The sequence below is a fragment of the Ruegeria arenilitoris genome, from assembly GCF_013035315.1.
Taxonomy (GTDB): domain Bacteria; phylum Pseudomonadota; class Alphaproteobacteria; order Rhodobacterales; family Rhodobacteraceae; genus Ruegeria; species Ruegeria arenilitoris_D.
Window position 1 is genome coordinate 685135 of the sequence record NZ_WQHP01000001.1, and the last position, 14032, is coordinate 699166.

Annotated in this window: 15 protein-coding genes and 1 riboswitch; of the genes, 10 read left to right on the plus strand and 5 right to left on the minus strand. The window is 59.2% G+C overall.

Translation table 11 applies throughout. The features are described 5' to 3' along the window. Window positions 1-117 precede the first annotated feature (117 nt). Window positions 118-1221 carry a GTP cyclohydrolase FolE2 gene (folE2, locus tag GOV53_RS03335; protein WP_170464282.1) on the minus strand — a complete coding sequence of 368 codons (1104 nt, stop codon included), beginning with the start codon at window positions 1219-1221 and terminating at the stop codon, window positions 118-120. A gap of 244 nt (window positions 1222-1465) precedes the next feature. Between folE2 and GOV53_RS03340 the strand changes: the two genes are divergently transcribed. Beyond that, complete coding sequence (locus GOV53_RS03340) at window positions 1466-2248, plus strand: HalD/BesD family halogenase (RefSeq protein ID WP_170464283.1); 783 nt, start codon at window positions 1466-1468, stop codon at window positions 2246-2248. A 40-nt stretch (window positions 2249-2288) separates the two neighbouring features. Here GOV53_RS03340 and metZ read toward each other — a convergent pair whose 3' ends face one another. Further along, window positions 2289-3479, minus strand: a complete 1191-nt coding sequence (gene metZ / locus GOV53_RS03345; RefSeq protein WP_170464284.1) for an O-succinylhomoserine sulfhydrylase — start codon at window positions 3477-3479, stop codon at window positions 2289-2291. 65 nt (window positions 3480-3544) lie between these two features. Further along, window positions 3545-3622: riboswitch (SAM riboswitch) on the minus strand. 131 nt (window positions 3623-3753) lie between these two features. Here metZ and GOV53_RS03350 point away from each other — a divergent pair. From GOV53_RS03350 to GOV53_RS21230, 3 genes are all read left to right on the plus strand, one after another. Further along, window positions 3754-4689: an alpha/beta fold hydrolase gene (locus GOV53_RS03350; protein ID WP_170464285.1), complete on the plus strand. Its 936-nt coding sequence runs from the start codon at window positions 3754-3756 to the stop codon at window positions 4687-4689. Between the two features lie 23 nt (window positions 4690-4712). Beyond that, on the plus strand, window positions 4713-5402 hold the full coding sequence (locus GOV53_RS03355) for a glutathione S-transferase N-terminal domain-containing protein (RefSeq protein ID WP_170464286.1): 690 nt from the start codon (window positions 4713-4715) through the stop codon (window positions 5400-5402). 120 nt (window positions 5403-5522) lie between these two features. Then, window positions 5523-6080, plus strand: a complete 558-nt coding sequence (locus GOV53_RS21230) for an ankyrin repeat domain-containing protein (protein WP_254439150.1) — start codon at window positions 5523-5525, stop codon at window positions 6078-6080. A gap of 44 nt (window positions 6081-6124) precedes the next feature. Here GOV53_RS21230 and GOV53_RS03365 read toward each other — a convergent pair whose 3' ends face one another. Further along, a complete protein-coding gene (locus GOV53_RS03365; protein ID WP_170464287.1) occupies window positions 6125-6505 on the minus strand; it encodes an OB-fold nucleic acid binding domain-containing protein in 381 nt (126 codons plus the stop codon). Between the two features lie 127 nt (window positions 6506-6632). Here GOV53_RS03365 and GOV53_RS03370 point away from each other — a divergent pair, with 127 nt between their 5' ends. Further along, window positions 6633-6956: a 2Fe-2S iron-sulfur cluster-binding protein gene (locus tag GOV53_RS03370; RefSeq protein ID WP_170464288.1), complete on the plus strand. Its 324-nt coding sequence runs from the start codon at window positions 6633-6635 to the stop codon at window positions 6954-6956. Then, window positions 6956-7741 carry an FG-GAP repeat domain-containing protein gene (locus GOV53_RS03375; protein WP_170464289.1) on the plus strand — a complete coding sequence of 262 codons (786 nt, stop codon included), beginning with the start codon at window positions 6956-6958 and terminating at the stop codon, window positions 7739-7741. Before GOV53_RS03370 ends, GOV53_RS03375 begins: the two co-directional genes overlap by 1 nt. Before the next feature lie 80 nt (window positions 7742-7821). On the opposite strand, the gene purD is transcribed toward GOV53_RS03375, so the two are convergent. Further along, window positions 7822-9084, minus strand: a complete 1263-nt coding sequence (gene purD, locus GOV53_RS03380; RefSeq protein WP_170421936.1) for a phosphoribosylamine--glycine ligase — start codon at window positions 9082-9084, stop codon at window positions 7822-7824. Between the two features lie 74 nt (window positions 9085-9158). Between purD and xseA the strand changes: the two genes are divergently transcribed. Continuing rightward, window positions 9159-10652 (plus strand): exodeoxyribonuclease VII large subunit, encoded by a 1494-nt coding sequence (gene xseA, locus GOV53_RS03385; protein ID WP_170464290.1) that lies wholly within the window; start codon window positions 9159-9161, stop codon window positions 10650-10652. A gap of 12 nt (window positions 10653-10664) precedes the next feature. On the opposite strand, the gene GOV53_RS03390 is transcribed toward xseA, so the two are convergent. Continuing rightward, on the minus strand, window positions 10665-11054 hold the full coding sequence (locus tag GOV53_RS03390; RefSeq protein ID WP_437436789.1) for a hypothetical protein: 390 nt from the start codon (window positions 11052-11054) through the stop codon (window positions 10665-10667). A 126-nt stretch (window positions 11055-11180) separates the two neighbouring features. Here GOV53_RS03390 and GOV53_RS03395 point away from each other — a divergent pair, with 126 nt between their 5' ends. The 3 genes from GOV53_RS03395 to GOV53_RS03405 all read left to right on the plus strand — a co-directional run bounded on the left by GOV53_RS03395 (window position 11181) and on the right by GOV53_RS03405 (window position 14025). Then, the gene (locus GOV53_RS03395) at window positions 11181-11819 is read left to right on the plus strand and encodes a lysoplasmalogenase (protein ID WP_170464292.1); all 639 of its coding nucleotides are present in this window, start codon (window positions 11181-11183) and stop codon (window positions 11817-11819) included. A 58-nt stretch (window positions 11820-11877) separates the two neighbouring features. Next, on the plus strand, window positions 11878-13035 hold the full coding sequence (gene ftsY / locus GOV53_RS03400; RefSeq protein WP_170464293.1) for a signal recognition particle-docking protein FtsY: 1158 nt from the start codon (window positions 11878-11880) through the stop codon (window positions 13033-13035). Window positions 13036-13122: 87 nt separating this feature from the next. After that, window positions 13123-14025, plus strand: coding sequence for an EamA family transporter (locus GOV53_RS03405; protein ID WP_170464294.1), 903 nt, complete (start codon window positions 13123-13125; stop codon window positions 14023-14025). Window positions 14026-14032 lie beyond the last annotated feature (7 nt).

The following is a 14032-nucleotide window of genomic DNA, read 5'->3' on the forward strand; positions in this document are numbered from 1 at the left end:
TGCATTCCGTCACAGTGTAGCGCGAACGAGTATGCTAGCGCAGCATTTTCTGCTGCGCTGCGGCGGAAAATCGCCTTTTGTCTAATTTTGAGACTTATCCACCCCTGATTTAAACAATCAGCCGACGTGGAACAGAGTGGTAAACAGTCGAGGGTCCAGGCTGGACGACACAAAGGTTGGGCCTTCGGTCAGAACGGAGACCGCATCGTGACTGTGAAGGCTTTCCTGATGGCTTGCGACAACACGGAAGTCGCCCACGTGATGATCGGCCAAAAGCTCGGCGCAGAACGAGCGGGCCGCGTCTTCGACGAAAATCGGGTTCGCGGCATTCAGTTCGGCAAAGGCCTGCTCGTCTTCGCGCTTGACCATAACCTGCGTCTCGGTCGGAACCGCACGACGGCAGATGGCGATCAAATCCTCGAACCACAGGCAATCGGCGTCGCAATCGACCACGACCGAAATTCGCGCCACCGAGCGCTGCGAATGCGGCGTCGCCAGTTGCCCACGGGTCGCCCGAGCATGTTCGCTCAGCTCCAGCGAACAGGGGCATGTCGACGAATAGACGTAGTCCAGGTGCATAATCTTCTGACGCACGCCGTTCTGTTCCACCAGTTCCAGCGCGATGTCGTAATATTGGTACCCCTCCAAACCAGAACGCAAACTTTGGACCTTGTCCGGGTAGGCAAAGCGCATCTGAATCCGTGCATCAAAGCTGTCGAGGTCGGACATATAGTCATCCAGCGCGGCCTCCATCACCTCAAAGCTGAAGGTGCGTTCGGCGTGCTTGTAGAAGGACCGCATTATCCGGGACATGTTGATGCCCTTCTTCTCGGCTTCGAGGCTGACCGTTCCGGTGACCGACGTTTCCAGCATCACGTCTTCACCGTGTTTGCGGTGGAAACGGATCGGCAGGCGGAAATTCGAGATCCCGACATGCTGGATTTGCTGCTTGGCCCCCCGGATCAGGCTGGACGGACCATTCTGCAAATCCGGCAGCGAGGCTTTGTACGCCTCATCAACTTTGAAGTCCTCGGGGAATGTACGCGACAGCGACGGATAGTTCACCGGCACCATGCCCGGGATCAGACGTGCAACCGCCGGGTCAATCTGGCTGATCTCTGCTTCAGTCGCGGATGACGCCCATCGCCGCAGGACGTTCAGCGCTGCCTCGGCTTCATCACGGTCAGGACTGTTGTCAAGGTCACGGGGATATACGTTCATACGCAAGGGTTCCTTTTGTCGACGCAGAGATATAGCAGGTTCAGGTTCTTTTCCAGTCCTCCCGGATACGCACAAGATACCGGATCGGATTGAATAAATCTGCGTGAAACCGTCATTTTCCAGCGGAACGCGGCCTGGGGTCCGGCCTGGGCCCGCGCTGTCGCAAACAGAATAGCATTCGCAGCTGCGGGATCACAGGATGCTAGTGAAATTCCCTGAGGCTTATCAGTGAGGTGGACCTGACATGCGCGACATACTTGATCTTGAGCGGTTTCCTCTGGACCAACCCGGCAGCGAGGCATGGAAAGACCTTGTAGAAACCTGCCGTCGTGACCTTGCGCAGGAAGGGATGTTCAACCTCGAAGGTTTGCTGCACCGGGATGTCGCCCGCCGGGCCGTTGCGGATATGAGGCCACGATTTGATACCGAAGCGTTCCTGCATCAACGCCGCCACAATATCTACTTCAAGAAGATTGCAGACCTGCCAGACGATCACCCAGCCCTGCAGGAATTCGACACATCCAACCGTACGCTATGCGCGGATCAGATCGCGGGTTCTGCCCTTCTGCGTTTGTATGAATGGCCTGAATTCGCTCAGTTTCTTGCCGCAACTATGGACAAACCGGCCCTGCACGTGATGGACGATCCAATGGCGTCCGTGAACGTCATGTCCTATCAAGAGGGGCAAGCCCTCAATTGGCATTTCGACCGCTCGGAATTCACGACGACGCTGCTGCTGCAGGCCCCGGCACAAGGCGGTCAGTTTGAGTATCGCACCAATCTGCGCAGCGATACCGACCCGAACTATGACGGCGTCGCGCGGTTGCTGAACAGTGAAGATGACCAGAGCAAGACGATCACGCTCAGCCCCGGAACGCTGAATGTTTTCAAGGGCAAGAACACCGCCCACCGCGTCACACCGATTGTCGGAGAAGAGGCGCGGGTGATTGCCGTGTTTTCATATTACGAACAGCCGGGCGTCTCTTTCACCAGCGAAGAGAGATTAGGGTTCTACGGCCGGGCTTGAAATCAGACCCCCGCAGACCTGAGCTGCGGGGCGCTTTTGATTACTTCTGAGAGATCGTCAGCGCGTTCTCGATGTCTTTCAGCAGATCGCCTGCATCTTCCAACCCGACGGAAAACCGGATCAGGCCGGGCGTGATACCCAGTTCGTCTTTCTGGTCGTCGCTCAGACGCTGATGCGTGGTTGTGGCCGGATGCGTCGCGATGGACTTGGCATCTCCCAGGTTGTTCGAGATCACCGGGATCGTCAGCGCGTTCAGGAACGCGAACGCCCCGTCCTTGCCACCCTTGATGTCCAGCGACAGAACCGTTCCACCTTTGCCGCCCAGCTGGGTTTGTACCAATGCGTTCTGGGCGTGGGTTTTCAGACCCGGGTACAATGTCCGCTCCAGCGCCGGGTGCCCCTCAAGCGCCTCGGCAATGGACTGTGCTGTCTCGGCCTGCGCATTGACCCGCAGCGACATTGTCTCCAATCCCTTCAGCATCACCCATGCGTTGAACGGGCTCAGCGCGCCACCGGTGTGCTTGAGATACGGCTCAACGGTCCCGCGGATGAAATCCTTGGTTCCGATGATCACGCCGCCCAGAGCACGCCCCTGCCCGTCGATATGTTTGGTGGCCGAGTAGACGACTACGTCCGCACCCTGCTCGATCGCGCGCGAGAAGACAGGGGTCGAGAACACATTGTCCACGATCACCAGCGCTCCGACCGCGTGGGCCAGTTGTGCGACTGCCGAGATGTCGATGACCTCAAGCGTTGGGTTCGACATGGATTCGAAGAACACAGCCTTGGTGTCAGGACGGATCGCCGCCTGCCATGCGTCCAGATCGGTTCCATCGACAAACGTCACCTCGACACCAAAGCGCGTCAGGATATTTTCGAGGATATAAAGGCACGAGCCGAACAACGCCTTGGCCGAAACCACATGGTCGCCCGCTTTCAACATCGAGGTCAGCGCGGCGTTGACCGCCGCCATGCCAGAGGCGGTTGCAAACGCATCTTCGCCACCTTCCAACGCAGCAATGCGCTGTTCAAACATCGACACGGTTGGGTTGCCATAACGGGCATAGATGAACTCGTCCGGGCCGGTTTCAATGAACCGCGCCTCGGCCTGCTCGGCATTTTCGTAGACAAAACCCTGGGTCAGAAAGATCGCTTCGCTGACCTCATTATACTGGCTGCGACGGGTGCCGCCATGTACGGCTTGGGTGCGTTTGTTCCAGCTCTCGCTCATCTCATTCCTCTCGACCCTTGCCTGGCAAGGGCATCAAAAAAACCCCAGACGCGGTCAAGCGAAAGGGGCCTTTCATCCTGACCTTTTAGCGGTTTTGTTTAGCGTGGCCCGCAATCCGGTAACAAATCGCCACGTGGTGATGTGGCGTTTACGCCGCAGTTGCGAACTCGTCAACCCTGACAGAGGCAACGTCACGGATCTGTAACCGCCCTTTCACCAAAGCGTCATAGCGTTGTGCGAAATCGACACCACAATATCTTGTGTGAGGCACCCCATGCCAGTCGTCAGGATCAACGCCATAGGTGACACCGTCGCCCTGCACCGCAGCCCGCGGTCGCCACGCAGCGTTTTGCGGCAAACCCGCGACACGCAAGGACCTGTCATCATCATGACACACGGCTACAAGTACCGCCCCGAAGACGACAAGACCTGCCCGCATCGGCACATCCTGTCGCTGCATCCAACAGCCATGCCTTGGCACTGTCCCAGCTGGCCACAGCAGTTGGGCTTTGGCTCTGGCTTCAAGGATGAAGGTCTGGGCATTGCCTTTGGCTGGGATGCGCAGGGGCCGTTATGGGCCGCGCGCCGCAGAGCAATTGAAGCTGGCCGTGCGCTTGCGGACCTTATTCGGTATCTGCGCCGGCTTAACCCTGCCCGACCGATCCATTTCATCGGCCATTCGATGGGCACGGAACTGGCACTGGAAGCGCTGCACCACATTCAGCCAGGATCGTTGAACCGCATCATCTCGATGACCGGAGCCGCCTATCAAAGCCGCGCCCTCAGCGCGTTGGAAACCCCGGCCGGACGTCAGGCCGAGTTCATCAACGTGACGAGCCGCGAGAACGACCTGTTCGACTTCATGTTTGAATGGCTGATCCAACCACCCAAACCGGGCGATCGCAGCATCAGCCTCGGCCTTGTCGCGCCGAATGCGGTGACACTGCAGCTTGATTGCAACGACACGCTGGAACATCTGTCCCGCGTTGTGTTCCCGATCGGCGATCCGCAACGCCGGATTTGCCATTGGTCCAGCTATACCCGACCGGGTGTTCTGCGCGCCTATAACGCCCTGCTGCGCCAACATGACCGGCTAAGTCTGCCGATCCTGCGCAATGGCGTCCCGGACCAGCCTGCCCGCCGCTGGTCACGGCTTTTTGCTCTGCCCCGTCCGAACGACCTCTTGCCGTTTGCGCAGAAAGCCTCATGATCTCCTCAACCTGAGGAGACGCCATGATCGACCTGTATTTCTGGCCCACGCCAAACGGCTGGAAGGTATCCATCGCTTTGGAAGAGATGGAGCTGCCTTACACCACTCACCTGATCAACATCGGCAAAGGTGATCAGTTCGACCCCGAGTTCCTGAAGATCGCCCCTAACAACCGCATGCCCGCCATCGTCGACCCCGACGGCCCGGACGGCAAACCGATCTCGGTGTTCGAAAGCGGCGCGATCCTGATGTATCTGGCTCGCAAAACCGGGCGCTTCTATGGGAAAACCGAGCGGGACCGGATCGCAGTCGAGGAATGGCTGATGTGGCAGATGGGCGGCGTCGGCCCGATGGCCGGTCAGGCGCACCATTTCCTGAAATACGCCCCCAACCTCGAACCACCGCAGGACCTACCCTATGCCAAGGATCGCTACCGCGCCGAGGTCGGGCGCCTGTACAGCGTTCTGGATCGACGACTGGCCGAGAATGAGTACGTGGCAGGCGATTTCTACTCTATCGCAGATATGTCGATCTGGGGGTGGGCGAGCTTATGGGAAGGTCAGCAGCAGGTTTTGGACGACAAACCGCATTTCACCCGCTGGCTTGAAACCGTCAGCGCCCGCCCCGGCGTTCAGGCAGGGCGTGCGTTACACGCAGATTTGCGCGGTGATCATCGAGACAAGCAGGCGCAGGGGATTTTGTTTCGGCGGTAATTCACCTCGTACGAATGACTTCTTTGGGCCCATGGCTACGGATGCTGCGCTTCTGCTAAAGGTCTGCTATTGCTTAAGTGGTAGTTGGCGTTTCTGAACAAATCTAGCGGATCCAAGAGTATGGCTAGAAATGACTGGATCGATCACGGGTACAAGTTGTCCGAGAATCCTGCCTATAAAGAGCTATGTGAAATTCAGGAATGGCTCGCTAATGGCGACCTAGATCAACTTGAATTCGCTACGCAGTTGGTGGACAGTTTCCCGCGCGAGAATGATGGGTGCTTCGGCTCTCCTTGGATCGTGCATGCCGTCGAATGTGGTTGCTTGAAGTCAGTTAACTGGATGATCGAACAAGGGATTAACTTGCAACCTTGTACGGCTGACGGATATCCTCCGGTGCTTGCCTGTATTGAACATGAGGGCAAGGAAAAGTATCAAATGCTCGAAGCATTGATCGCAGCTGGCGTTGACATCAATCAGCGAGGTATCAATGGTTGGACCCCTTTACACATGGCTGCGATAAGAGAAGATGAAAGATCGATGCATATGCTACTCACGGCAGGCGCAGATCGTTCGGTCACGACCCTGATCGATGACGACACAACCGCAGAGGAAGAAGCTCGCAATCTGGGCCATCTAAAGTCCGCCGAATTTATTGCTAATTTCCGGCCGAGCTGACAGCGGCCATTAGTGTGCTTGCCTTGTTTGACGGCTTCGTCCGCTTAGCAGCCTACCCCTCCGCCCCGCACCAGCACATCCAACATCCCCGAGATATCCTCGATCTCTTCCGCGATCACATGGGTTACCGAATGCGCCCGTTGCATTCGCCCGGTCACCCGCAGCAACCGGCCTGAAATCACCGCCCGGCGGAATTGTTCGTAGATCTTGCGCCAGACCACCACGTTCACGATGCCGGTCTCATCCTCAAGCGTGATAAAGATCACGCCCTTGGCCGTACCCGGCCTCTGCCGTAGGATCACCAGCCCCGCAACAGCCACCCTGTGCCCCTCAAGCGGCTCGTTCAGCCGGTTGGCAGGCAGACAGGCGGGCGGGCGCGGCCAGTCTCGGCTTGAGGCCGCAGGGTGAGCAGGCAACACAATCATGAGAACAAAGATAGAACATACGTAAGGAAAGTCCAGAGGCGGCGCGACAAGTCGCAAATGATACTGGAAAGACTTAAATGCCTTCACTAAGGAAGAAATCGACAAGCGAAAGAGGAAGACGCACGCAATGGCAAAGATCACCTATGTCGAGCACGGCGGTACCGAACATACAGTCGACGTCGCCAACGGCCTGACCGTCATGGAAGGGGCCCGTGACAACAATATCCCCGGCATCGAAGCCGACTGCGGCGGCGCCTGCGCCTGTTCGACCTGCCATGTCTATATCCACCCCGACTGGGTCGAAAAAATCCCGGCCAAGGACGACATGGAAGAGGACATGCTGGACTTCGCCTTTGAGCCCGATCCGGCCCGCTCGCGCCTGACCTGCCAGATCAAGGTCACCGATGAGCTGGACGGTCTGGTCGTTCAGATGCCGGAAAAACAGATCTGATGCCAACCAAAGCGCCGCGCCTGCCCGCCCGCCTTTGGCACCACCGGGCACGCGGCGCGCTGTTGGCCGTGTGCACGTGGCTGGCCGGAGTGGCTCCGGCGATTGCAGAAACTGCCGTAAGCGCACGTTTTACCGAACCAACAACTCGGTACGCTCATGGCGTTTTGGGCGACAACATCGAATATGGTGCGCTGGAAATCAAAACGTCCCACGCCACAACTGGAACATTATCGGTCCAGCCAACGAACAAGTGTTCAACAGTAACGATCAAACTGCCACCGAACCGCGTTTTCGAAGACCTTGAACCACGCATTGTCGATGTCGATTTGGACGGCACAAACGAAGTCATCGTCGTCGAATCCAGCGTCCACGAAGGCGCGCAACTGGCAATTTACGACTCACGCGGCGAAAAAATCGCCGCAACGCCCCATATCGGCACCCGTTTCCGCTGGCTTGCTCCGGTCGGTGCCGCCGACCTGGATGGCGATGGGAATGTCGAAATCGCCTATGTCGACCGCCCACATCTGGCCAAAACCTTGCGCATCTGGCGCTTCGATAACGGCGAGCTAACTGAAATCGCCTCGCTGCCGAACCTCACAAATCATCGCATAGGTGAGGATTTCATATCAGGCGGCCTGCGCGAGTGTGGCAACACTCCGGAATTGATCCTCGTCAACGGCAACTGGACGCGCATCATCAGCGTTTCACCCCAAACCGATTGGACCACCACTGATCTCGGCCCGTTCAAAGGCCCCAAAAGCCTGACCCGCGCCTTAGAATGCTGATCCGCCCCTTCATCTGGCTAATAAGACCTTGGGGGTGAGGCCAAAGGCCGAGGGGGCAAAGCCCCCTGCCCCCTATCCGTTCAAAGAGCCCGCCAGCCAATGTCGCGTCGATAAAAACCCGCCGGCCAGTCAACACCGTTGACCATCGCATAAGCCCGATCACGCGCCTCTTGCAAACTCTTCCCGCGCGCAGTCACATTTAGCACACGCCCACCTGCAGCCTGCACCTGCCCGTCGACAGCTTTGGTGCCAGCGTGAAAGACCATGTTGCTGCTATCTTCAGGAAGCGCATCCAGTCCCTTGATCACAGTCCCTTTTTCATAGGACCCAGGATAACCCTGGGCGGCCATCACAACGGTCATTGCATGGTCGTCCGCCCAATTCACCTGTGTCTCGCTCAACCGGCCCTGCGCGGCCGCGTGCAAAAGGTCCAGCACCTGAGCGCCTAGACGCATCATCAGAACCTGGCATTCCGGATCGCCAAAGCGGACGTTGTATTCCACCAACCTTGGCTGGCCGTCCTTGATCATCAAACCCGCATACAGCACGCCCTGAAACGGCATCCCACGACGTTTCATTTCGGCCATGGTCGGTCGCACGATCTCTTCCATAGCACGCGCTTCGATTTCGGCGCTCAAAACCGGCGCAGGGGAATAGGCTCCCATTCCGCCGGTGTTCAAACCCGTATCGCCTTCTCCGACGCGCTTGTGATCCTGCGCGGTGCCGATGGACAGAATGTCCTCACCGTCGCAGAGCACGAACAAAGAGGCCTCTTCGCCTTCCATGAACTCTTCGATAACAACCTCGGCCCCAGCACCACCAAATGCACCTCCGAACATGTCGTCAATGGCGTCCAGCGCAGTCTGATCGTCCATAGCGACGATCACGCCTTTGCCGGCGGCCAGACCATCGGCCTTAACGACGATCGGCGCGCCCTGCTCGCGGATATAGGCCTTGGCGGCCTCGGCCTCGGTGAACCGGGCATAAGCCGCTGTGGGCGCGTTCGAAGCGTCACAGATCTCTTTGGTAAAGCTTTTCGAGGCTTCCAACTGCGCCGCATCTGCGGACGGACCAAAGACCAGCACGCCCGCCTCACGCAGCCGATCCGCGACACCGGCGGCCAGAGGGGCCTCGGGACCGACGATCACGAAATCAATCGCGTTCTCTTCGGCAAAGCTGACAACCGCGCCACCGTTCTCGATATCCAGCGTTGCGCAGTCCGCGATCTGCGCAATCCCGGCATTTCCCGGCGCCACGATCAGGCGGTCACATTTGGGGTTCTGCATCACCGCCCAGGCGAGGCTGTGTTCGCGCCCGCCGCTGCCGAGAATGAGGATGTTCATGAAGGTCTCCGATCTGCTTGGCCTCGCCTTCCGGGCGTTCTAAGCTGGGCAGGCATTTGACACAAGGCGCTGAAATGTCCGACCTGCTAGACGACCCCATTCCCGGTCAAAATACCCCTGAATACACCGTTTCGGACATCTCGGGCGAGGTGAAACGCACACTCGAGGGCGCGTTCGGGCGAATCCGTGTCCGCGGTGAAGTTGGCAGGGTGTTCAAAGCACGGTCCGGCCATCTATACTACGACATCAAGGATGATCGGAACGTGTTGGCCTGCACCACCTGGAAAGGCCAGATCTCGGGCCTTTCCGTGGTGCCCGAAGAAGGGCTGGAGGTTGTCGTCACCGGTCGTCTGACCGCTTTTGGCGCGCAGTCCAAATACAACCTGAACGTCGATGAGGTCGCCGTTGCGGGCCAAGGCGCGCTGATGGCGCTGTTGGAAAAGCGCAAGAAGCAGCTGGAGGCCGAAGGCCTGTTTGCGCCCGAGCGCAAAAAGCCCCTCCCCTATCTGCCGCAGATTATTGGCGTTGTAACCTCGCCCTCTGGTGCGGTGATCCGCGATATCCTGCACCGCTTGCGGGACCGATTCCCGCGAAAAGTTCTGATCTGGCCCGTCGCCGTCCAAGGTGCGAACTGCGCCCCCGAGGTTGCGCGGGCAATTGAGGGCTTCAACAAGCTGACCCCGGGCGGAGCGCTACCCCGTCCCGATCTGATTATCGTCGCGCGCGGTGGCGGCTCGATTGAAGACCTCTGGGGGTTCAACGAAGAAATCGTGGCGCGGGCCACCGCCGCGTCGGACATCCCGCTGATCTCCGCCGTAGGGCACGAGACCGATACGACCCTGATCGACTTTGTCTCGGACCGCCGCGCGCCAACACCGACCGCTGCCGCCGAACTGGCAGTACCCGTTCGCATGGAGCTGTTGGCTTGGACCGGTGAGCAAGGCGCGCGTCTGTCCCGAGCGGCAACAGACGCGGTTCAACGGCGTGCTCAACGGTTGCGCGACCTGTCCCGCGCGCTGCCGCGCCCGGACAGCTTGTTGAACACCCCCCGACAACGGCTTGATTTGATTGCAGATCGGCTTGCCCCCGCCCTCAGTCGCGGTGTGCAGAACAGGCGTATTCAGGTGGTCGAGTTGTCGGCCCATCTGCGCCCGTCTACTTTACGCAATCTCGTATCGTCCAGAAATGAGGCACTGCGGAATATGTCGTCCCGCCTTTCGTTGCGCCCGATCCAGCGCGAGATCGAGCAACAGCGGCAGAATATCAACAGGTTGGCCGACCGAACGAACGCGGCGCAGACCACACGCCTGGATCGCATGCGGCAACAGCTGGACGCGGCTGACCGGCTTAGGGAAACGCTGAGTTACAAAGCCACGCTGCAGCGCGGATACGCCGTGGTGCGGGCTGAGGGTCAGGTTCTAACCACAAAAGAACAGGCCTCAAAACACAACGCGTTCGAGATCGAGTTCGCAGATGGTCAGATCACCACGGGCCAATCCTCGCCCGCTCGACCTGCCGCGAAGAAACAGGCCAAGCCTGACGCACCCGATCAGGGGTCTTTGTTCTAGCCAATTTCGGATTCAGACGCCGACCTCGGGGCCAAGGCAGACCATTTCTTCGTTGATATCCTCGGCCTCATATAACTCTGTCGTGTCCGGGTTGCCCTCAAACTGGGCAATCAGGCCCCGATCGGACTGGGTGAAAACCCAACACTGCGGATCAAGCCGATCTTCGTAGATGAAACAGATTTGTTCGCCCTGCTCGTACCAGAGGCCCTCTTTGCAATTGCCATCCATAAACGACCAGATTACGCGTCGATTGGGCAGATACCGCTCGACCCCATAGACCTGCCCCTGAAATCCATAGAACAGCGTCTTTCCTTGCGTGTAGCTGTCGAATTCTGACCCGGACAGCACCGGTTGAGCCGCGGCCATGTTCGCAGCCAGTGTTAAGGGAATCGCAATTCTCATCAGCATGGCTTCATTCTGTCAGATGCGCCTGAACCGCGCCACCATCACAGGGATGCCTTAACGTCACCGGTTGAGTTATTCCTGTGATCCCGGTGAAGTCGTTGGAAAAAGCACGGGAGACATTTTATGACAACCGCCTTGTTCTGGATCGCTGCCGCAAGTGCCGTGGCCTATCTGCCGCTGTCACCGCGCCCCGCAAGCGCTGTAAGATCCGTGTTCAAAACAGCCTCGGTCGCGCTGCTGGCATTCGTCGCGTTACTCAGCGGAGGCCCCCTTCTCCTGACCTTGGCGCTCGCCTTGTGCGCCGTGGGTGACGCCCTGCTCTCGCATGAGACAGACTCGACCTTCATGGCAGGGATTGGCGCATTCGCAGCGGGCCACCTGGCCTACATCGCATTATTCCTGACCCACCCGTACAGCGACGCCGCGTTGATCCTCGACAAACCCGGCTACTTCTGGTCGTTGATTATTCTGGGCATCGTGGCCGCGACCATGCTGGCCCCGCGCGCCGGTGATTTGAAAGGGCCTGTACTGGCCTATATCCCCATCATTCTTGGGATGGGTGTCACAGTCCTCGCCCTGCCCGAGACTGGCGCGTTGCGATGGGCGCTGCCCGCGGCCTTGGCCTTCATCGCCTCAGACCTGATCCTGGCCACGGAAAAGTTTCTGCTGCCCCAAGATCATCCTGCGTTGCGCTTCACACCCTACATGATCTGGATCCTCTACTGGGGCGCGCAAGCCGGGTTGCTGATTGCGTTCCTCTGACCCTTTGCAACTGCCGCAAATCCGCATTAGGTGAGGGGAACACCTGCGGAGACCAAAAATGGCGTTTTTCTCAAAGCTCAAGGACAAGCTGTTCAAATCCTCGTCCCGCCTCGAACAGGGGCTTGACGCCATTGTCGAAGACGGGGGCGAGGAAACTTCGGCTCCTGATCCCATCATCCCCGAGCCGGATCCGCAGCCCGAACCGGTCCCCGAAGTTCCCCAGCCCGCGCCGGAAACGCCGGCACCGGCGCCCCAGCCGGCTGAGACACCCGAGCCTATGCCGGTTGATCCAACGCCCGCCCCGCCCCCGCCCGAGGCCGCACCGCAAAAGGGCATGCTGGGCCGCCTGTTTGGTCGTAGCGAAGCCAAGGCCGTCGTGCGCCGCACTCTGGACGACGACATGCTCGAACAGTTGGAAGAGTTGCTGATCGCCTCCGATATGGGCGTCGACACTGCACTGCGCGTTACTTCCAACATGGCCGAAGGTCGGCTGGGCCGAAAACTATCGACCCAAGAGATCAAGCAATTGCTGGCGCAAGAAGTTGCCCGCGTCATGGAGCCCGTCGCCAAACCGCTGCCAATCTACGCCAAGCGCCCGCAGGTGGTTCTGGTCGTCGGCGTGAATGGGTCTGGTAAGACAACGACCATCGGCAAACTGGCCAGCCAGTTCAAAGCCGCTGGCAAAAAGGTGGTGATCGCCGCCGGTGACACATTCCGCGCCGCCGCCGTCGAACAGTTGCAGGTCTGGGGCGATCGCGCCGGTGTGCCCGTGCTGACCGCACCCGAAGGGTCCGACCCGGCCTCTCTGGCCTTCGACGCACTGACGCGCGCGCAGCGAGACGGTGCAGACCTGCTGATGATCGACACCGCAGGCCGCTTGCAGAACCGGGCCGACCTGATGGAAGAGCTGGCCAAAATCGTCCGTGTCATCCGCAAGGTCGACGACACCGCCCCGCACAACACCTTGCTTGTGCTGGATGCCACCACCGGACAGAACGCGCTGAGCCAGGTCGAAACCTTCCGCAAACTGGCCGACGTCTCGGGTCTTGTCATGACTAAGCTGGACGGCACCGCCAAAGGCGGCGTGCTGGTTGCGCTTGCCGACAAGTTCGGCCTGCCGATCCATGCCATCGGTGTCGGAGAGCAAATCGACGATCTGGCCCCCTTCGACCCAGAAGAGTTCGCCGCTGCCCTCACCGGCCTCGACCAAGGCTGATCCGCCCCTTCATCTGGCCAAAAATACCTTCCGGGGATCTGGGGGTGGAAAACCCCCAGCCTCTCAACCCAACAAAAAGACTGACATTTGAGCGACTGGCTGATCTCACTCGAAGGCACCGAAGCTGGACACCAACTGGCCCTTGGGCTGGCCTTGATGGCCGCCTTTTTGCACGCGGTCTTCGGCGCCCTGCAAAAAGGCCGCCACGATCCGTGGCTGTCACGTGGGGCAATCGACGCCAGCTATTGCCTGATGGCCGCCCCTTTCGCCTTTTTCGTCGTTCCCTGGCCCGAGCCCTATATGTGGCCGATCTTTGCGGTCGTCTGGCTGATCCACATCGCCTACAAGACCCTGCAGGCCATGGCCTATACCAAGGGTTCCTACACCGTCGTCTACCCGGTTGTGCGCGGTACCGGCCCGCTGTTCACAGTCATTGGAGCCTACCTTCTGTTCGGTGAGACCTTTACCGGCATGCAATGGTTCGGAGTCCTCGTCCTGCTGGCAGGTATCTTCGGACTGGCCGCCTATAACTTCCGGTTTCTCGAAACCAACCGGGAAACGCTGGGCATCGCTTTGATACTGGCTGTTGCAACGGGCCTCTTCGTTGCGCTCTACACCACCTATGACGCCTACGGCATCCGCGCCACCACGGACCCTTTCACCTTTCTGGCCTGGTTCTTCATGATCGATGGGGCCGCAATGCCTTTCTATGCCTTCCTCAGATGGCGCGCGATGATCGACCGCCCTGCAATCGGCCCCCTCATGGTGCGGGGGTTGGTCGGAGGCATCATCGCCCCTATGTCTTTCGGAGCCATTATGCTCGCCACACGTCTGGACAAGGTCGGCGAAGCAGCGGTCCTGCGCGAGACGTCCACGGTGTTTGCCGCTCTGATCGGGTGGCTGGTCCTAAAAGAAACCGTGGGGCCACGGCGGATCGCGCTGATGGCATTGATTGCATTGGGCGCAGTAATAGTTGAAATGGGCGGGTAAGCAGCAG